Origin of the sequence: Psychrobacter sp. PL15 (assembly GCF_035984995.1) — a bacterium.
Classification (GTDB): Bacteria; Pseudomonadota; Gammaproteobacteria; order Pseudomonadales; family Moraxellaceae; genus Psychrobacter.
Genome location: NZ_JAXCIB010000009.1, coordinates 74,432 through 94,506, shown reverse-complemented (window position 1 = coordinate 94,506; position 20,075 = coordinate 74,432). Strand labels below are relative to the sequence as shown.

Sequence of the window (20,075 nt, the reverse complement as noted above, 5' to 3'; positions counted from 1 at the left end):
GGTATAATTTAAAGTCAAAGCACTATCATTTGTTCTGCCATTATTAATGGCCTCTATCATTTCATTTTTATAAATTAAGAACTATTTATGTCTAAACCTTCGTTTGACGCCCAAACCTTATCTGCCAGTTTGCGTACTGCCAAACACCAGCCACGCAAACGCTTCGGTCAAAACTTCTTGCATGACGGTAGTGTGATTCGCCAGATTATCGATAGCATACGTTTGGATCGTGATGACAATCTAATAGAAATTGGTCCTGGTATGGGTGCGTTGACTGAGCCGTTACTGGCTGACGTTGATGCCATGACCGTTGTTGAGCTTGATCGCGACTTAGCAGACAGCTTACGGATTCGGATTGGTGCTAACAGCCATCCAAACTTTACGATTATCAAAGCCAATGCCATGCACGTTGATTATCGTGAGCTATACAGTCCTGAGCGCGGTAAGCTACGTGTGGTGGGCAATCTACCGTACAACATTTCCACCCCGATCCTGTTTCATTTGCTCAGCTACGCTGATGTCATTCAAGACATGCATTTTATGTTGCAAAAGGAAGTGGTCGAGCGTATTACCGCCGATGTTGGTAGCAAGACTTACGGACGTCTATCGGTGATCATGCAGTATCATTGCGATACTGATTATTTATTGACCGTCCCTAGAGGCGCTTTTAATCCGCCGCCCAAAGTAACCAGTGCTTTTTTTCGCCTGACTCCACATATCAACAAGCCAGTAGTAGCAGAAGATGAACAACATTTTGCCCTGGTCGTACGCGACACCTTTAATCATCGTCGCAAAACCCTACGCGCTATTTTTAAGAAATCCACTCTGTTACCCACCTTAAGCGAAGACGATTTTGCCGCTTGCGCTATAGACCCACAAGCGCGTCCAGAGACCTTAAGTGTTAGTGACTTTGTGAATTTAAGCAATCATGCGCGTCATTTACAAGTAGAGGTTTAGAAATAGAGAGCCAGAAATAGAAAGCTATAGTACCTTTGTCACCGATAAAGGTTATTTTGGTCTTTAGTATCAAGTATTAGCAATCGAGGTCCTATGAGTTTTCGCCACCAATATGTCATCGGTGACTTGCAAGGTTGCCATGGCGCGTATCGTCAGTTACTTAACACCTTAAATTTTGACCCGACTCAAGATAAGTTATGGTTTGCCGGTGATTTAGTGGCACGCGGCGAAGACTCACTAAATACCTTGCGCGATGTCAAGGCGTTATGTGAGCAAGGCGCTGCAGCAACTGTTTTGGGCAATCATGATTTGAACTTGCTCGCGGTATGGCGGGGGGCGACTAAGATTAAGAAAAAAGACAGGACGGCCCCAATTTTTGCTGCTGAAGATAGCGAAGAGTTATTACAGTGGTTACGTCACCAGCCGATATTGGCTTACCCCGATACCCATACGGTATTGGTGCATGCGGGTATTCCGCCGCATTGGAGCTTAGAGGATGCGGAAGGTTACGCTCAGCAGCTAGAAACACAGCTGCGAGGCAGTTTACATCATCTTGATCGTGTGCTGCCACATTTATATAGCAAAACGGCTGATAATTGGCACGCTGATATTAATGGCTTTACTAAGATAAGAGCGATTGCTAATTATTTTACTCGTATGCGGCTGTGTAAGCAGGACGGGTCGCTTGAGTTTAGTTTTACCTCAAGTCTAGACCAGCCGATGCCAGTTGATTTTTTACCATGGTTTGCATGGCAAGTGCCACGTGCACGTAAGATATTATTTGGACATTGGGCCGCGCTTAAAGGTGAGGTCGATTTACCGCACGCCCGCGCACTTGATGGCGGCTGTGTATGGGGTAATTACCTGCTGGCCTACCGATTAAGTGATGGTAAAGTGATCACTTCTAGCGCTGATTGCTCTGTGCCGCAGTGATAATGAACCAAGGATAATTCTGCTAGAGAGTTAAATTGGCTTAATATTCTTCTTTAATTAAGCCAGTTACAGTTTCCACTCTACACTCAGAGATTAATTTTATATTTGACTCACTTTAAATCATTTTATGATGCTCATATTAAGATTTTTAAGCCCATTTAAATAGCTGTCTTAGCTTACAACCAAGTTAATGGGGTAAGTTGGGCGGTTTTTTGGGTTTAGGAAGTGGCATCTTGGTATCTCCAGCAGCCTTGCCGTTGGAGCTTTCGTGATCACTATTTTGTCGGCCATCACTGATCGCACCAAGTGTCTTAGTCGTCTTATCATATTGTATATCATCGCTATAGGGGACACTGTTAAGCTCACTATCTATCAAGCCATCGTCGAGATCTATTACTTTTTTAGATAGGATCTGGGCTGTTGTAGTATGAGTGGCCCTTTCTTCATTGTTGTTCAAATTACTGTCAGTGTTATTACTTTTTGGCTGATTGTCATAATATATATCTGTCGTTGCTTGCTTACCTTGGGTATCGGCCTGCATAGATTTAGGAAATATCTTCACATCAGACAAACGTCTGACCACATAATTACTGGGCAGCGGTTTACCACTATTTTGTGCTGCGCTATCGTCAAAAATCATATGACCTTGGCTATCGATGCGCGCGTATTTCATAGGTTTATCGCGTGGCCAGAAAAAGTCTGTGGGATGCGTAATCATATGGCTAAAAATTTGTTTGGTTAAACGACTCCATTCAAAGAATTTGACTTCTTTAGAGCGCAAAGCAACAAATAGTGCCAGTGAGAAACTGACTATTAAATTGACCATACCGATCAGCGCGACCCCAAGGATAGACAGTAAAATCACTTCCCAATTCATCTGTGTGGCCGATAGGTTAAACAGACCATGTGCCAAGTTTGCGGAAGCAAAAGCAATATGTCGAATATCAATTGGCAAGCCAAATAAGAAGCCGATGGTGGCGGTACTGCCTAAAAATACCCCAAAGATAAAATTGCCCATAATAGCGCCGAGATTGGTTTCTATAAAACCACCCAAACGTTGAAGCCATGACTTAGGTAATAAGTACTGTAACAACCAATGCCGGCGAATTCGCGCGCCAATATTGTTATAAACGGCCAAATTATCATAATAGCCGGCAATAAGCCCAGACAAAAACAAATAGACCCCAGCAATGGCGGCATGAGGTAGAGCCAATGAGCGAAAAGGATCTAGCTCATGCAACAGATGCCCTGCTTTATCCGCATTAATCATCGGTGTGCCCGTATAGTGCAGCCACGCAAACGAGATAATCAGCGCCACGGGTATCGCCATCATTATATTGCCCATAATAGCGATGAACTGAGTTCGCAAGATATCGACCACTAGCTCTGATAGTTTAGTCAGCTGATGTGATTTTTTTCCAGAGCTATCAGAGATGGTCGAAGCAATAGCGGCAGCGGTCATAGCGGGCTGTTTGGTTGCTACCGTACCATGAACAATATGAATGAAGACAAAGCCTAGACCATAAATCATGCTGTTTACAAAGGCACGAACCATGGGCGCAATCGCCAGCTGATAAGTCACTATTTTAATAGTAGCCATAAAGGCAATGATAAAGCCACCAATCGAGGCTTTTCTAAACATTTTTTGATAGCCTGACTTATCAGTACTAATGTAATGTTCACCGACCCGGCTGGCATTGTCAGTGACTTTACGTGATAACAGCTTGGTATTGTTATCGATTAGATAGCCGATGCTATAGCGTCGATTGGCAGTAATCACTAGTGTTTGAATCAGTTCAATAATTGCCCTATCACGCTTAAGCGCGTCAGCCGCCACCAATTCAGTCAAGACTCGCATGCGCTGTAAGCTTTGATCCAGTCGTAACATCATATTGGTCAGACGAATAGAGATACCGGTTTTATAAATACGCTTACGCACGGTGGCGACGATACCTTCACACTGCTCAAGCATGACCAATAGGGGAGCAGGGTTAACTGCTTGTTCAGGTGTAATGTCGGTCAAGCTATCTAGCTCATGCGCTTGCCGATATTGATTAACGAATAATACGGCTTCTTGGTTTTGGGCAACAAAGGACGCTGAGTAGTTCAGTATTTGTGGATAAGCTTCCATCAAATCAGGATGCAGCCCAATACCACTAATACGATAGGACAGAATAACGATAGCGTTCAATATACTGTTCTTGGTGGTAGCGACCAAGTCTAAGTGCTCTTCTTTAACCTTAAATAACTCAACTAGGGTGTCCCATTTGTCTTTGTCAATATTGGCGAGCCACTGCTCATCTTGTTTTTTATTGAACAAATAACCAACCAACTCAACGACTGAATCATCTTGCGGTAATAACGGTAAAAAACGGTGGCCTACTAAGCGGCGTAGGCTACTGAAAAATCCTTCATCTGACATGATACCTGTATCGGTATACAGGGCAATTTGGCGATATTCGATAATAAGCTTTAAGACAAAGCTTGCAAGCCCATCTCCATATTCTGGATGCTGACGCAAAATATCGATGAGGACCTGGATCTTCTCGTTGGCAAGCGCTGGTTCTTTTTCAGATACTCGCAATTCATCGATCAAGCGTTTGAGCACCGAAGGATCGGGCACTTCACTCAAGGCAGTAATCTGCTGTAAAATGTATTTTATTCCTGACACCTTGTACCCTTTGTTGTTATTTAAATAGTGATCAGCGGTATTTACAATTAAGTAACCTAATATTAAATATTCACAGCAGTAAGGTTATTTGCAGATAGAGTAACGGGTTAATAAGCGTTCAGTTTTAAATATCTAGTTTTAAGCGTTTAGTTTCTAAAGTTTGTGTAAGGAATAGGTACTCTTTTTCTGACTTATTTTAATCTGAAAGGGCTATGAATAGGCAATTTATTTTGTTAGTAATTAATTTCAGACAAATAAAGAAAACAGTAACGAAATAACGTTTTTTGATCAAATGTGATGGTGTCACTTAACTAGCTACTAAAACTTAAGTGATGAACCCCTAACGAAAGTAGACTTAATAACCGACACCCAAATTAAGTGAGTAATCAATGACGTTTTTCAGACTACTGTTTTGCGGATGGCTATAAAGGAAGGATAGAATTTTGAGAACTGTTATAAACCAGCAAACAGCAGATGATAGGAATTTTCAGTGTCCATAAAACTTATGCCTATAAAAAAGCATCATTTATGCCTCAGTACTGCACAAGGGGGTTTTATAGAACAGTACGCGCACAGGCAAAATGAGTAGGCAGGTTATGCCAACAATAGGTTATACCAATGGCAGACAGCTTTGAGACAGACAGCTTGGAGACAGATGTTGCGAGGCAGTCATCAAATAATACGACCCATTCTCAAAAGCGTCACTCCTACTATTAAGATTGAGCATATCGTTATCAAAGTCCATGTCGTTTTGGCTCGGTCACTAAACATTTTATTACTTCTTAATATTCATTTATATAAATATACACTATAAGCAAATCACTTTCCTATAAATTAATTCTATGAACCAAACAATCAATTGCACGGCTATAAAAAAAGGACAGTCATAAGACTGTCCTTTTTATTCAACCGCTTAATCAATCATTATGCATGATTAAGCTGAGGCATTAAAATAATCAAGATCAAAGTTCATCATTGGATCACTGCCAGACCTGACCATCTGAGCATGGGCATCAATACGTGGCAAGATGCGACCAACGAAGTAATCAGCGAGCTTGGCTTTGTTGGCATAAAACTCACCTTCTTTACCGTCAGCAGCTTCTACCATCATGGCAAACATGTATGAGTAGCATAGATAGCCGAACGCATGCATGTAGTCAACCGCACAGCCATTTATTTCGCTCTTACGTATGCTGATATTGGCAAGGACGGTATTGGTCAACTCTTCTATGGTATCAGCAGCCTTTAACGTTGCTTGCTTGATACCATGATCGGCTTGCATCGTATTCACAAAATCACGAACTTCAGCTAAGAAGTTGGTAACATATTTACCCTCGTTGCGAGCGACTTTACGGCCAAGCAGATCAAGCGCTTGAATACCATTGGCCCCTTCGTAGATCTGAGCGATACGGGTATCACGAACAATTTGTTCCATGCCCCATTCGCGCACATAACCATGACCACCAAAGACTTGTTGACAATCGATGGTAGCTTCTAAAGCTTTGTCGGTTAAGAAGGCTTTAGCAATAGGTGTCAGTAAGGCAACACGAGCAGAGGCCACTTGAGCTGCTTCAGGGTCGGTACTGAATTTTTCAGCATCAAGTTGTTTGGCGACGTACATAGCAAAACAGCGTGACGCTTCAGAATTGGCTTTAGCGTTCAACAGCATGCGGCGTACATCGGCATGATGAATGATGGCATCAGCTGGTTTTTCAGGGCTTTGAATCTGGGTGTCGCTACGACCTTGACCACGATCAATCGCATAAAGTGCTGCATTTTGATAGGCAAGTTCAGAGCCACCAAGTCCTTGTAAGCCCATAGTAACGCGCTCATAGTTCATCATAATAAACATTGATGAGAGCCCCGTATTTTCAGGACCAACCAACCAACCTTTAGCATCATCAAAGTTCATCACACAAGTGGCTGAGGCTTTGATACCCATTTTATGTTCAATAGAGCCTGCTGCTAGCGTATTGCGTTCGCCCAAGCTACCATCTTCATTAACTATGAATTTTGGTACCACAAATAATGAGATACCTTTAGAACCCGCTGGCGCGTCTGGCGTTTTTGCTAACACCAAATGAATAATATTTTCAGTTAAGTCATGCTCACCACCGGTAATAAATATTTTGGTACCTGAAATGTTGAAACTATCGTCGTCGTTAGGCACCGCTTTCGTTTTGATGATACCTAAGTCAGTTCCGGCATGGGGTTCAGTTAAGCACATGGTACCTGACCATTCACCTGAATACATTTTTTCTAAATACAGTTTTTTCTGCTCTTCTGAGGCCGCAGCATTCATACACAATGTCGCGCCAACAGTGAGGTTGGGATATAGCGCAAACGACTGGTTGGTGGTAAAGATCATTTCTTCAGTCAACATAGTAACCATTTTTGGGAAACCTTGGCCGCCGTACTCAGGGTTGCCACCCAGACCAACCCAACCTGAATCCGCATATTGCTTATAGGCCTCTTTAAAGCCTTCAGGAGTGGTAACGACACCGTCACCATGGAAGGTTGCGCCTTCTTCGTCACCACTACGATTAATAGGTAGTAGCACGTTTTTGGATAATTTTGCCATTTCTTCTAAAATCATATCGACAGTTTCCATGTCAACATGAGACAAATTATCATTATTTTGCCAAAACTCATGAGCTTTAAAAACGTCAGTTAAGATAAAACGCATGTCATTAAGAGGGGCATTATAGACAGACATAAATATTCCTTATTGTTCAATATGAATAGAAGTAAAGCAGTTTATTTATTGGTAGTTAGAATCAAAGGATATTGAGACGCTAACGAATAGGGGTATTAATAATATTGGTCATCTATTGATGACGAGTTATCCGTTAATAACGTCACAGTAAATAGATGAAAAATATAAAATATGCGAGTTATGGCAATAAACTTATTGCTGTAAAACGATTAAGCGATTGATAAAGTTTAGCAAATTAAGGGCTTAAACTGTGTATATCTTCGTGAATTACGCGTGCACCGAAAGTCATTCTGTGCTCTTGTAGTATTTAAATATAACTTAAGTGACCCGCTGGAAAGGCAATCCTAGCTAATTAACCATGGTTAATCGAAGTCATATATAGTCAATGAAAAGTAATATCGATACATAACCTACTGCTGGCATACGTTTTTCTTGCTTGCTGTGCCTACGCAGACAGAGGCTGCAAAAATCTTATATCCGCAGTACCGTCGCGTTTTAAGGCATTTTAACTATAAGTCAACTCACTTTAAAAGACCAATAGTTTTAGAGCTTAGAGCTCGCTACCAAAACAAAATAGGCAACACACCTTAGTATGTTGCCTATAGGAAGATATTGAATCATGACTATTATAGTTAAAAGCAGTTTTTGACCACTTTATAGCTAAAATACACGCTAATAACAATGTACGCTTAATAACAATATACGCTAATAACTAAGGCCTCAGCTCAAATATGACGCTTAATTAAAATGCAAATTGGTCAGTGCTCATACTCATGTAGGGTTCGACACCAGTATCGATGCGCTTGACATAAGTACTAGTACGCGGTAGCAATTTTGCAAAGTAGAACTGCGCGGTTTTGATTTTGGCATCATAGAATGCCTGCTCGCCGGTACCGTCAGCAATAGCTGTTTGTGCCACTAATGCCATCCGTGCCCACAAGAAAGCCAAGGTCACATAACCGCTAAAGTACATGTAATCAACTGCAGCGCCACCTACTGCCTCAGGATTGTCGTTCGCTTGCATACCAATACGGGCAGTTAGATCGCCCCATTCTTTGATATGTCTCATAAGAGGACGAGTAAATTGGCCCATGTCGTCATTGTCTTTATTGTCTTCACAGAACTGCTGAATGACATTGGTAAAGTTAGTAAGCAGTTTGCCTTGTGACCCCAATACTTTACGTCCGATTAAGTCGAGCGATTGAATTTGAGTCGTCCCTTCATAGATACAAGCAATAGTGGTATCACGGACATTTTGCTCTAAGCCATACTCAGTACAAAACCCACTACCACCCAACGCTTGAACACCATGTCTGGCAGACTCAAGTCCCGTTTCGGTCAAGAAGGCCTTGCCAATAGGGGTAAGCAGTGACAGCATTTGATCCGCGTCTTTGCGAGCATCGCCTTCACCCTTGGCAACGGTATCAGCAAACTGAGACATATAACCAATCAATGCACGACCGCCTTCTGCGAATGCTTTAGTGGTCAACAGCATATCACGGACTGCAGGGTGTACGATGATCGGGTCAGCTGGCTTTTCAGGAAACTTAGCACCGTCTAGAGAACGAAACGCTAAGCGTTCTTTAGTAAAAGACAAGGCCCCTTGAAAAGCGTACTGAGATGCTGTGACCCCTTGAATAGCGGTACCGATTCGTGCCACATTCATAAAGGTGAACATGCAATTTAGACCACGGTTCTCTTCGCCGACTAAATAACCAGCTGACCCATCATAGTTGATGACGCAAGTGGCTGAGGCCTTGATGCCCATTTTGTGCTCAATAGAGCCGCAAGAGACAGCATTGTGTTCGGCTAAACTGCCGTCATCATTAACCCTGAACTTCGGCACAACAAATAAAGACAAGCCTCTAGTACCGGCTGGTGCATCGGGTAGGCGCGCCAAAACAATATGGATAATATTGTCAGACATATCGTGCTCGCCTGCAGAAATCCAGATTTTACCGCCTGTAATTTTGTAGCTACCGTCACCATTAGGTTCAGCTTTGGTACGTACCAAATTGAGATCAGAGCCGCACTGTGGCTCAGTCAAGCACATTACGCCTGTCCATTCACCTGAGACCAATTTAGGCAAATACTTTTGTTTTTGCTCGGCAGTACCATGATGCTCAATAGTAGAAACACAGCCTTCTGAAAGCCCTGGATACATACCAAATGACCAGTTAGCGGTACCCACAAATTCAGAGATAGCTGAGTTCAAGGACATTGGCATGGCTTGGCCACCGAATTCTTCTTCGGCCGTCAAAGACGTGAATCCAAGCTCACAGTATTGCTTGTAGGCCTCTTTAAAACCTTTAGGTGTGGTTACTTTACCATTATCAAAATGACAGCCTTCCGCATCCCCGCTCTGATTTAGTGGCGACAGCTCGTTTTCAGCGAAGTTGGCGGCAACCTCTAGATAGCTGTCTACAATGTCTGCTTCAATATGAGAAAAAGCATCAAGCGTTTGGTAATGTGCGGTACTGTTTAAAAGCTCATGCATGACAAATTTCATATCACGTAGGGGTGCTTTATACTGCATAATTTCCTGTCCTTTTTTTGGAATATGACCAACAGCGGGTTAATGACTGCCACTATTATTTAGCGCTTGGTTCATGTTTGCTGATGTCTAACTTGTCTGAATTAATAGTTTTTAATTAACAATAGACAATGACGCAGACCATATAAAATGATGTTTAAAAGAGTTAAAAGAATGATGACGGCTAAAGTCTATTCAATATTCAGCATTTCTGATAATTTCACTGTAAAAGATAGGCGTTTGCAGGCGATTATACAAGTTTGCTGGTGAAACTGATAAGTCATGAACCTATCTTGCATCCTATACACAATCAACGTGGGAGACAAAGCGCTATGAGCACTAACTGGGTAAGAGATTTGTTCATATGTATTTTTATTCACTACAAATGACGACTATTAGCGATAGGATGAACAGTCAATACGCCTGAATAAAGTACAGTTTAAGACCGTTTTATTTGGATGCATGCTGACGAGTCAACATTTCGGTGGCATCTTCTGCGTTAACGGGTCTACCAAACCAATAACCTTGACCGTATGCACAGCCCATTTGTAACAATAAGTCACGTTGCTGCTCAGTTTCGATACCTTCAGCAACAACTTCCATATCAAGTGCATCTGCCAAATCCAAAATAGCTTTTACAATCGCGTATTGGGTACGATCAGTGGCAATTTTGGAGATAAAACTTCTATCAATCTTAATAAAATCAAAGGGGTATTCTTGTAAGTAGCTGAGTGAGGCATAACCGGTACCAAAGTCATCAAGGGCTAGGCGGATGCCCATTTCTTTGAGCATGGTGAGTTGGTGTTTCACATTGGCATGGCGCCGCATCAATGACGATTCGGTCACCTCAACGTGTAACTGCTGCGGGCGGATATTATGTTCTTTAAACAAGTTACTGACCACATCAAAAAATTCAGGATAGTTAAATTCGGTTGCTTCAGCATTGATACAAATATGCTGAGTAAACCCCAATGCCTGCCAAATAGACAACTGTTGAGCAATTTTTACTGCCATTTGATAAAACAATCTAAATGACAGTTTGTATTCAATGATCGCTTCAATAAAATCCATCGGCTTCAGTAGACCGCGAGTAGGGTGCTGCCAGCGAACTAACGCCTCAAAACCAGTAATAGTGCCAGTATCTAAGGCAACTTTTGGCTGGTAATAGGGCACAAGCTGACAGTCATCCATAGCAGATCTGAGCTCAGCTTCTAATGGTAAGCTATCAGCAGTTGCTTTGTTGATAGCCTCGCTATACCAACAGACATCATCACCACCTTGTTGCTCGACACAAAGTCTGCGATAAGCGATATGACATTCAAGTATCTGCCCATAACGGGTAGCCAGCGAAAAATTATTTTCGTAAAAGCCGTCACTGTCTAAGCGATTAGAGATGTCTTTTAATATGGCCTGTTCTTCTTCTGATAAGGATTCAGCAGAATAGATACCAAGTGGTCGCCCAATCAAAAACTCTTAATTGTAACCAACCATAATTTCGTAGGTGGCATTGACTGATAAGTAGCGAAGGTTGGCATCTAATATGAATATGGAATCTTCCAGGCGTTCGCATAATTGAGTCAGTAGTTGCTGCTTAATTAAGGTTGAGATGGGTTCAAAATTATTCATAATACTGGCTCACAAAATATACTGGCGCATAAAAATAAACCTCACTGTTCGACATCGGTATACTTATATTGAACGGGGCTACTGATATTGAACAGGGCTACTATAAGTTATACAATAAATAGCTAACAAAAGTTTATCATTATTTTAAAATTTAATCATTAATAACTATCAAGACTCCTATCTTATTATCAACGACTCAGGGCGTGCAATGTTGCCAAGGCGACAATTGGAGCCGTCTCAGTACGCAGCACTCGCGCGCCAATTTGCCAAGGCGCAAAACCACTATGCTCAGCCTGATCGCACTCTTCATTACTGAGTCCACCTTCAGGACCAATTAACAGTTCGATATAAGGCAGCTTTTGAGTCAAGACGGTCAGTAACGCCTCTGGCCTCAAAGGCTGATCTGCTGCTGGCACGCTCATCATTACACGCAAATCTGCTCGAGTATTAAGGATCTGATAATAAGGATCCTGACTAAGGGTTGCTACGATAGGACTTACAAAAATATCACGACTAGCCTTGTTCGCTGAGCCACTCGTCTGTGAGTTATCGATCTTTGAAAGATCACTATCTAAACTATCATTACTTAAACTATCATTATCTAAACTATCATTACTTAAACTATCACTATCTAAACCACCGTTACCTAAACCATCGTTATTTAAGCTCTGTAGCCACTGACGAATAGGCTGAGGCGCAAAAATAATTGGTGGACGGTTTAACCCACATTGTTCACAAGCAGCAATAGCAATTTGCTGCCAGTGAAGTAGCTTTTTGTCGACTTGTGCAGGTTTTAAAGAGACCTCACCATGATGGCTACTGAGTAGCTGAATGGCAGTGACGCCAAGCTCAGTGGCTTTTTGGATAGCATAATCCATACGTTCACCACGACTCATGACTAAGCCTATTTTACTAATGATAGGCGCAGTACGGTCATCGCTTACGTGTGCGAGTAAGGTGGCGGTAGCATGCTTTTTACTGATGGTTTGTAACTGTACTTGATATTCACCACCAAAGCCGTCGAATAACAGGCCTTGATCACCGATATTCGCTCGTAGCACACGACACCAATGATGAACGATAGTGTCTGGTAAATCGACCTCACTACCTAGGGCTAACGAGTCTAGTCGAGGGTGGTAAGAGGATTCAACGTTGCTTTTATTAAAAGCGTTACGATCACTATGTTCGTTATCATTACTACTGATGGCATAAAAAAAACGTCGCACGATATTTTATCCCTATGGTTTAATTAAGAACGTTTATTAGTAGCCTAATAGAATATCATTTGGCCAAACTAAAGGTGTTTTTAATCCTAAATTCGTATAAAAAAGTAAGTCGCTGATGTTGGTAAGCGCCTTATAAAAGGCGGTAACGGGTATTAAAGGGCATTGTATAGTTAAAATACCTTAAAAACGCTACGCTACGGTACTGCTGGTATAAGCTTTTTGCAGCCGCTAGTCGGCTAATAAAATCTTAGCAATAAAAAACTGGTGCTCCTAAGAGCACCAGTGGGTTGAACAATAATGATAAAAGAGGCGTAGCGTAATAAACGATTAACAGCTTTAACCTGCTAGCCCTAAAGCTTCAATTAGGCGTTTGTTGGGCTCAACCTTATTCATGCTATAAAAATGCATTGCGGGTACACCCTCAGCAATCAGGCGCTCGCATAGACGGTAGACCACCTCAAAACCAAACTCACGAATGGCTTTGCGATCATCGCCAAAGTCAGCAAGCTGTTTACGCACATAACGTGGAATATCAGCACCGCAGCTATCAGCAAAGCGTACCAAGTTACTAGAATTAGTAATCGGCATAATACCGGCCACTAATGGCTGTGCGTTGGTATCGATCCCACGGCCTTCTAACGCATCACGCAAATACAAATAGCTGTCAGCATTATAGAAGAATTGGGTAATCGCTGCATTCGCGCCCGCTTGGTATTTGTTCACCAAGTTATCAATATCGAATAAAAAGCTGCGTGCTTGGGGGTGCATCTCAGGGTAAGCCGCAACTTCGATATGGAAATGATCGCCTGAATGCTCACGGATAAATTTGACTAAATCCAGCGCAAATGGCAACTGACCCATACCAACTTGTCCTGACGGCAAGTCGCCACGCAGTGCCACTAAGCGATTGATGCCTAAACTCTTATATAGCGTCAACAGCTCAGCAATCTCGTCTTTATCGTCACCAATACAGGAAATATGCGGAGCGACTGGAGTGTCGCTACGCTCACATAAGGCGTTGACGATATCTAAAGTGCGGGTACGCGTTGAGCCGCCTGCACCATAAGTTACCGAAAAGTAAGTAGGCGACAGTTTGTTCAGCTCATCAAAAGTACTGAGCAGCTTCTCATGTCCCTGCTCAGACTTGGCAGGGAAAAACTCAAAAGAGAAAGCAGGCTTACTCACAGTCGCGCTCCTTATCTTTAATATAAGTACTAATATAAATACTCATATTAATATTTATAAGCATCAGGTTTGAACGGACCTTCGATAGGAACGCCTAAGTACTCTGCTTGTTTTGAGGTCAGCTTGGTTAACGTACCATTGAAACCCGCGACCATAGCGGCTGCGACTTCTTCGTCGAGCTTTTTCGGTAACACTCTGACGTACAAATTGTCAGTACGTTGGTCAACGGGCAGTTCAGCAAACTTCTCTTCAAACAGATACATTTGCGCCAATACTTGGTTAGCAAATGAGCCGTCCATCACGCGTGATGGGTGACCAGTTGCATTACCTAGGTTCACCAAACGACCTTCAGCCAACAGAATCAGGTAATCGTTCACGTCGTCTGAGCGGAAGATTTGATGGACCTGTGGTTTAACTTCAGACCAGCGCCAGTTTTCACGCATAAACTGCGTATCGATTTCGGTATCAAAGTGACCGATGTTACAAACTACTGCACCAGGCTTTAACGCTGCTAGCATGTGTTTGTCACAAACGTGATAGTTACCAGTAGTGGTGACAATCATGTCTGTATCTTCTAGCAGGCGGGTGTTTATGTTTTCTGCGCCGCCAGTGTTGTCGCCGTCAATATACGGTGATAATACTTCATAACCGTCCATACAGGCCTGCATGGCACAGATAGGATCAACTTCTGAAATCCGAACAATCATACCTTCTTGACGTAAGCTTTGTGCTGAGCCTTTGCCCACATCACCATAACCGATAACCAAAGCGCGACGACCAGCAAGGAACATATCCGTACCGCGTTTAATCGCGTCATTTAAGCTATGACGGCAACCATACTTATTGTCGTTTTTAGACTTAGTGACCGCATCATTGACGTTGATAGCAGGAATTTTTAGCGTGCCTTTATCCAACATTTCGAGTAAGCGATGTACACCAGTGGTCGTCTCTTCTGAGATACCATGCATGTTATCTAGAAGCTCAGCATAATCATCATGGATAAGTGCGGTCAAATCACCGCCATCATCTAGAATTAAGTTAGCATCCCAAAGTTGGCCTGTTTCTTCGCCACCAACGTGTACTTGCTGGCGTAAGCACCATTCGTATTCTGCGTCAGTTTCGCCTTTCCAAGCAAATACTGGAATACCGGCAGCAGCAATCGCAGCAGCAGCGTGGTCTTGGGTTGAGAAGATGTTACATGAGGTCCAGCGCACTTCGGCACCGAGCGCAATTAAGGTCTCGATAAGTACGGCAGTTTGGATCGTCATGTGGATACAGCCGACAATCTTCGCGCCTTTAAGCGGTTGATCCGCTTCGTAGCGACGACGCAAACCCATAAGGGCAGGCATTTCGGCTTCAGCAAGAGTAATTTCACGGCGGCCGTAATCAGCAAGGCTAATGTCAGCGACTTTATAGTCTGTGAAAGCGGGATTGATCGTATGGGCAGATGGGGAAGTAGACACTGCGTCCATAATATGCTCCTATCAGTGGTTAACGTATGATAAAAAGAATAAAAACGCAGGTGCCGTTGTTCACGCTATTTAATACTTAAACTTTTAGTATTAAACAGTTTACCGAGCCTAATATAACGTATAAATCAGTGTGGCTTAGGTTTAAAGCTAAACACTAGTATTTATGGTTATGGCGCAACACCTCTCGGAGGTCATTATTGTAATATATGAGGCGTAATTTGTCACCTATTGGATGCAGGAAAATCTAGGCGTTGATGTTGCGCTTTCCTAATTTTTGTACTTGACAGCCAATATATAGTCACAAAAAATAGTCATAAAAAAAGGTCATCAACTGATGACCTTTAGTATTAGTAATATAAATTATAAGTGGTATTGAATAAGTTTAGAACCAGTTATAGGTGAGTGAGGTAAAGAAGTTGGTGCCTTCAGTATTATAACCCGGCGCTGTAACATATTTTTTGTTAGTGATGTTATTTAAGCGTGCAGTCATGGTCAGATTAGGATTTAGCTGATAATTACCGCTAATATTCAATAATCCGTAATTTTCAACCAATTGTGAGTCAGCATTAGAAATACTGTAATAGTAATCGTCTACATATTGATACTCAGCGCGAATATCTAAGCTGGGAAGACGATAACCAACGTATACTAAGCCTTTGTTTTTAGGGCGAATAGGTAGGAAATTACCATCGTCGTTATCACCGCTACTGTCTTTCGCTTTTTGATAGTCGTAGCTACCACCGAATATATAATCATTTAAGACCCAATCTGAGGTGAGTGAGATACCCTTGATTTTAGCTTCTGCAACATTTTGACTATTGCCACCGATATATTGATTACCATTATACCTAGCTACAAAATTGATCAAGTTATCGACCGTATTATGATATCCAGTAACACGGGTAGACTGAAGGGCGGTATCATATTCAATAAAAGCTTCGTAGTTATCACTGGTTTCAGGATTTAGATTAACATTACTTTCAGTACCAGAGTATATGTCATAAAAGCTAGGCGCACGGAAGCCTTTAGCATAACTGGCACCAGCCCGAAGGTTTGGATTGATATGATAGGCACCGCCTAAGTTATAGGTGGTCTCGTTGCCATATTGTGAGTTATCATCAAAACGTAAGTTAACTTGGGCATCAAATTGATTGCTTGCCAACACATAACCTAAAAATGCGCTAGTAACATCACGATCATTAACATCCTCGTAAACTGTAGAATTAAGACTTTGTTTAAGATGCTCTATCCCATAAACACTTTGTCCTATAGGTAGTTTATGCTGACCCACTAAACTAACTTGATCTTGTTTGCTGTCATAGACGCTACTGTTTTCACTAGAAGTGTCGATTTTATCAATAGAATGGCCATATTGTAGTTTTAATGAAGAACCGGGTAGATAACGCCAATCTAAAAAAGCTTGAGCAGAACCGTTTTCTTGATCCGAGTAAGCATCTTGCACGCCAGAATCAAACTCAGAGGTTGACTTACTATATAAAGCACTAGTACCAGCAAGCCATTTATCATTAATACGTTGGGTTAAGGCTAGGCTTACATTGTCACTGTCAAAGCCATCGTCATCTTTGTTATAACCGTAAGTACCGGGCTTCGTGGCATTGATACCATTAGTTTCATTATGGCTTGCTGATATGCTTAGTGAGGTACCAGTTGCATTAGAAAATTGTGCGCCCGCACCATATAAGTATTGATCATTTGAACCCACGCCTGCAGTTACAGAAAAATTGCTTCTGTCAACTTTTGCGCCCTTAGTAAAAATTTGAATCACGCCGCCCATGGCATCTGCGCCATAGATACTAGAACCTGAGGCACCATATAATATTTCGATACGGTCAATTTGATCAGCAGGCAATAAGTTAAGCGTAGCACTGCCGTCATTCAATGAGCTATAACGTATGCCATCAATAAGTACTAATATTTGTTTACCGTCATAACCACGCATATAAAAATTACTTTTTTTATCCATACCACCATTGCTGTAGTAACTGAAACCCGGTTGACGCTTAAGAACATCAATAGCCGTTTGACCTTGATAATATTTTAACTCTTCACTATCGACGACCCGAGTTTGGGCAATAACATTGCTAGTTCTAGTAGGTGTACGCGTGGCAGTCACGACAATTTTATCAAGTTCGACTTGAGGTAGCTCATCATCACTGGCAACATTCGAATCAGTGTTGGCAGGTGTCGCTGCCATAGCGCCATTAACGGCAAAAACACCAAGCGCGCTCAACATACAGTAGCGTAAATAGATAGATGAAGAAGAACGTGATAACAGCATAATTATTTCCAAAGTGACAAAAGCAAAAATTAAGAGGCTAAAATTACAAAAAACAATAAATAATTTACATGCGCTTATTATCTATAAAACTTACTCATTTATAAACACTTTTAACCTAATGTTTCTTCATTGTAAGCTGAGAGCCATTCATTATTACCTGTTATTTACTCGTTCTGCCGTGTTTCATTTGCTTTCTACGTTTTATTAATCGTTACGGTGTTCACTTTCGGTTATAACCCGCAAGTCGTGAGTAATATATAGAATGATCATCGTCTATAAAAACGCGCAATCAAAAGCACTAGTGTGATAAATAATTGCTATCATAGCGACACCGCCATAAGTATTTAAATTGCTCTACACATTAAGTTAAGAGGTTTGTTTTGTCTATTGAGCACTATTTAAGTCCTACTGCCATGCCGCCAGTAATAAAAGCGCCGCTATCAAAAACGCTGACAAGAGCGTTAGTAGTGATCATGCTGCTGTTGGCATCACTATTTAGTCTAACGTTGCCAAATACTGCGTTCGCTGCTGTAGAAGGTGGTGTGTTGGGTATCGCTGGCGGCCAGGATAGTAGTGCGAGTGAACCTGTGCCGGACGCATTCGGGCGAGACACGCCGCGCCATACCGTACAAGGGTTTATTAGTGCTTTAAGCGAAAATGATAATCTACTGGCCAGCAATTACCTCAACTTATCAAAGTCTGATAACCCAGCTACCATCGTCCGTCAGTTCAAGCAAGCGCTTGATACAGGCGGGCGTTTTCAGCCTGATTTGCAACTCAACAATACGCTTGAGGGTAATTTAACCGATCAGCTACCGCCAAGCCAAGAAAATGTAGGCAAAATCAGCATCGATGATAAGAGTGTCCCGCTCATATTAGAACGAGTGGTTTCTAAAAAAGGACAACAGTATTGGCAGTTCTCTAGCGATACCCTCAGCTCTATCCCAGAAGTAATAGAAAATACGGAACCGACTTTAATAGCACGCTACACTTTTGAAGGGCTTGAGGATAAAAAGCTGTTTGGTTATCAGCTGGCCGATTTGGTCGCTGCGGTGGCAATCACTATTGGTAGTTTGTTGCTGACTTATGTGCTGGTGTGGTTGTGGTATCACCTTCTAAACATCGTCTATCCACGGTTACGTGGTGTGCCGTTACCGCTACCGGATAAGGTGATACTGCCGCTTGCTGTGGTTATTATGGCCCTAATTCTATCAGAAGTGATGGTCTACGCTGGCGTGTCGGTAACGCTGCGTGAGCCTGCTAATAGGTTCACCGAGATCGCTTCATGGTTAGCGTTGACCTGGCTGTTACTACGGGTAATAGATGCTATTTTTACCCGCGCTGTAAATATAAGTTATAAAAAGAATTACACAGAGCGAGTCTCTATCTTAGGACTATTACGCAAAGTCGTCAAAGCGTTGCTTTTGATATTTGCTATCATTGTCATCTTTGGTAATCTGGGTTTTGATTTAACCACTGGTATTGCAGCATTAGGGGTAGGTGGTTTAGCCTTAGCACTGGGTGCGCAAAAGACTATCGAGAATCTCGTGGGTAGTGTGGTAGTGGTGGCAGATTCGCCAGTCCGAATCGGCGACTATTGTAAATTTGGTACTTATGAAGGTACGGTGGTCGATATTGGTATTCGTTCATCGCGCGTGCGCACTTTAACACGCACTATTGTGACGGTTCCCAATGGGGACTTTTCATCTATGCAAATTGAGAACTTTACCTCCCGCGATATGTTTCAATTTTTCCATAAGTTATATATCAAGCGCACGGCTGACATTGAAGTTGTGTTCCAGATGGTAAAACATTTAGACGAATTTTTAAATGAACACTACTTGACCAACCAAGAATGGAACCAAGTTAATATTTTAGAGCTGCGTCAAGACTGCTACGTTGTCCAGCTACAAGCCTATATTAATTCTAATGATGTTATGGAATTCTACGACAAACAAAACGTGGTATTCGTTGATGTGTTATTGCAAGTTAGAAAGTATGACGTCGAGCATGCCTTGCCAACTCAGCAGCTAGTTGTTAAGCAAACAGAGCTTAAGCATGAGTTAGATGGGGAGATGGAGAATAAGGTGGTCGATAATACCGAAGACCCGTCACATGATGCTGATGACAAACACAGATCTATTGATTTAAATAAAGGTCCAGAACTAGACTTAAAAGATAGCGACAGTGATAATGATGGGCAAAAGAGGAAGCAAGAACAGGATCGACAAGACGTTGCTGAGAAAGATAGCGATAGTAATACTCATAGAAGTGCCGGCCATGCTTTAGTAAGACGAAAAATTAGGCAAATTAGAAACAGTTTTAGGTCACCTAAAGCAAAAAAACTTTAAGATATGTATCAGATTTTCAAAAATACGCGTTTTTAAAAACGGGACCTTCCTAAAAGCTGCTAATTAACAGAACATTCCAGACCCCATCATTAGCTTGTCACATTGA

11 protein-coding genes are annotated in these 20,075 nt (G+C 42.0%); 3 read left to right on the top strand and 8 right to left on the bottom strand.

What is annotated here, in order from left to right; translation table 11 throughout:
* Positions 1–87: 87 nt before the first annotated feature.
* Both rsmA and RCH20_RS09285 read left to right on the top strand, forming a co-directional pair.
* Positions 88–957, top strand: a complete 870-nt coding sequence (rsmA, locus tag RCH20_RS09290; RefSeq protein WP_209957195.1) for a 16S rRNA (adenine(1518)-N(6)/adenine(1519)-N(6))-dimethyltransferase RsmA — start codon at positions 88–90, stop codon at positions 955–957.
* Between the two features lie 93 nt (positions 958–1,050).
* Complete coding sequence (locus RCH20_RS09285) at positions 1,051–1,890, top strand: symmetrical bis(5'-nucleosyl)-tetraphosphatase (RefSeq protein ID WP_327193396.1); 840 nt, start codon at positions 1,051–1,053, stop codon at positions 1,888–1,890.
* A gap of 187 nt (positions 1,891–2,077) precedes the next feature.
* Here RCH20_RS09285 and RCH20_RS09280 read toward each other — a convergent pair whose 3' ends face one another.
* The 8 genes from RCH20_RS09280 to RCH20_RS09245 all read right to left on the bottom strand — a co-directional run bounded on the left by RCH20_RS09280 (position 2,078) and on the right by RCH20_RS09245 (position 17,618).
* Positions 2,078–4,561, bottom strand: coding sequence for a site-specific recombinase (locus tag RCH20_RS09280; RefSeq protein WP_327193395.1), 2,484 nt, complete (start codon positions 4,559–4,561; stop codon positions 2,078–2,080).
* 934 nt (positions 4,562–5,495) lie between these two features.
* Entirely contained in the window at positions 5,496–7,277 is a 1,782-nt protein-coding gene (locus tag RCH20_RS09275) for an acyl-CoA dehydrogenase C-terminal domain-containing protein (RefSeq protein ID WP_327193394.1), read from the bottom strand.
* A 742-nt stretch (positions 7,278–8,019) separates the two neighbouring features.
* On the bottom strand, positions 8,020–9,816 hold the full coding sequence (locus RCH20_RS09270; protein ID WP_209959094.1) for an acyl-CoA dehydrogenase C-terminal domain-containing protein: 1,797 nt from the start codon (positions 9,814–9,816) through the stop codon (positions 8,020–8,022).
* 444 nt (positions 9,817–10,260) lie between these two features.
* On the bottom strand, positions 10,261–11,277 hold the full coding sequence (locus RCH20_RS09265; protein WP_327193393.1) for a putative bifunctional diguanylate cyclase/phosphodiesterase: 1,017 nt from the start codon (positions 11,275–11,277) through the stop codon (positions 10,261–10,263).
* A 347-nt stretch (positions 11,278–11,624) separates the two neighbouring features.
* Positions 11,625–12,662, bottom strand: a complete 1,038-nt coding sequence (locus tag RCH20_RS09260) for a 16S rRNA (uracil(1498)-N(3))-methyltransferase (RefSeq protein WP_327193392.1) — start codon at positions 12,660–12,662, stop codon at positions 11,625–11,627.
* A gap of 336 nt (positions 12,663–12,998) precedes the next feature.
* Entirely contained in the window at positions 12,999–13,847 is an 849-nt protein-coding gene (locus RCH20_RS09255) for a methylenetetrahydrofolate reductase (protein WP_327193391.1), read from the bottom strand.
* A 47-nt stretch (positions 13,848–13,894) separates the two neighbouring features.
* Complete coding sequence (gene ahcY, locus RCH20_RS09250) at positions 13,895–15,319, bottom strand: adenosylhomocysteinase (protein ID WP_209957208.1); 1,425 nt, start codon at positions 15,317–15,319, stop codon at positions 13,895–13,897.
* 382 nt (positions 15,320–15,701) lie between these two features.
* Positions 15,702–17,618: a TonB-dependent receptor plug domain-containing protein gene (locus RCH20_RS09245; protein WP_327193390.1), complete on the bottom strand. Its 1,917-nt coding sequence runs from the start codon at positions 17,616–17,618 to the stop codon at positions 15,702–15,704.
* A 380-nt stretch (positions 17,619–17,998) separates the two neighbouring features.
* Here RCH20_RS09245 and RCH20_RS09240 point away from each other — a divergent pair, with 380 nt between their 5' ends.
* On the top strand, positions 17,999–19,969 hold the full coding sequence (locus RCH20_RS09240) for a mechanosensitive ion channel family protein (protein ID WP_209957212.1): 1,971 nt from the start codon (positions 17,999–18,001) through the stop codon (positions 19,967–19,969).
* The last annotated feature ends 106 nt before the right edge of the window (positions 19,970–20,075 follow it).

What these genes read in the sequence shown, in the direction of transcription:
- rsmA (WP_209957195.1), top strand. Translation starts at nt 88, where the DNA reads ATGTCTAAACCTTCGTTTGACGCCCAAACCTTATCTGCCAGTTTGCGT.
- RCH20_RS09285 (WP_327193396.1), top strand. Translation starts at nt 1,051, where the DNA reads ATGAGTTTTCGCCACCAATATGTCATCGGTGACTTGCAAGGTTGCCAT.
- RCH20_RS09275 (WP_327193394.1), bottom strand. Translation starts at nt 7,277, where the DNA reads ATGTCTGTCTATAATGCCCCTCTTAATGACATGCGTTTTATCTTAACT.
- ahcY (WP_209957208.1), bottom strand. Translation starts at nt 15,319, where the DNA reads ATGGACGCAGTGTCTACTTCCCCATCTGCCCATACGATCAATCCCGCT.
- RCH20_RS09245 (WP_327193390.1), bottom strand. Translation starts at nt 17,618, where the DNA reads ATGCTGTTATCACGTTCTTCTTCATCTATCTATTTACGCTACTGTATG.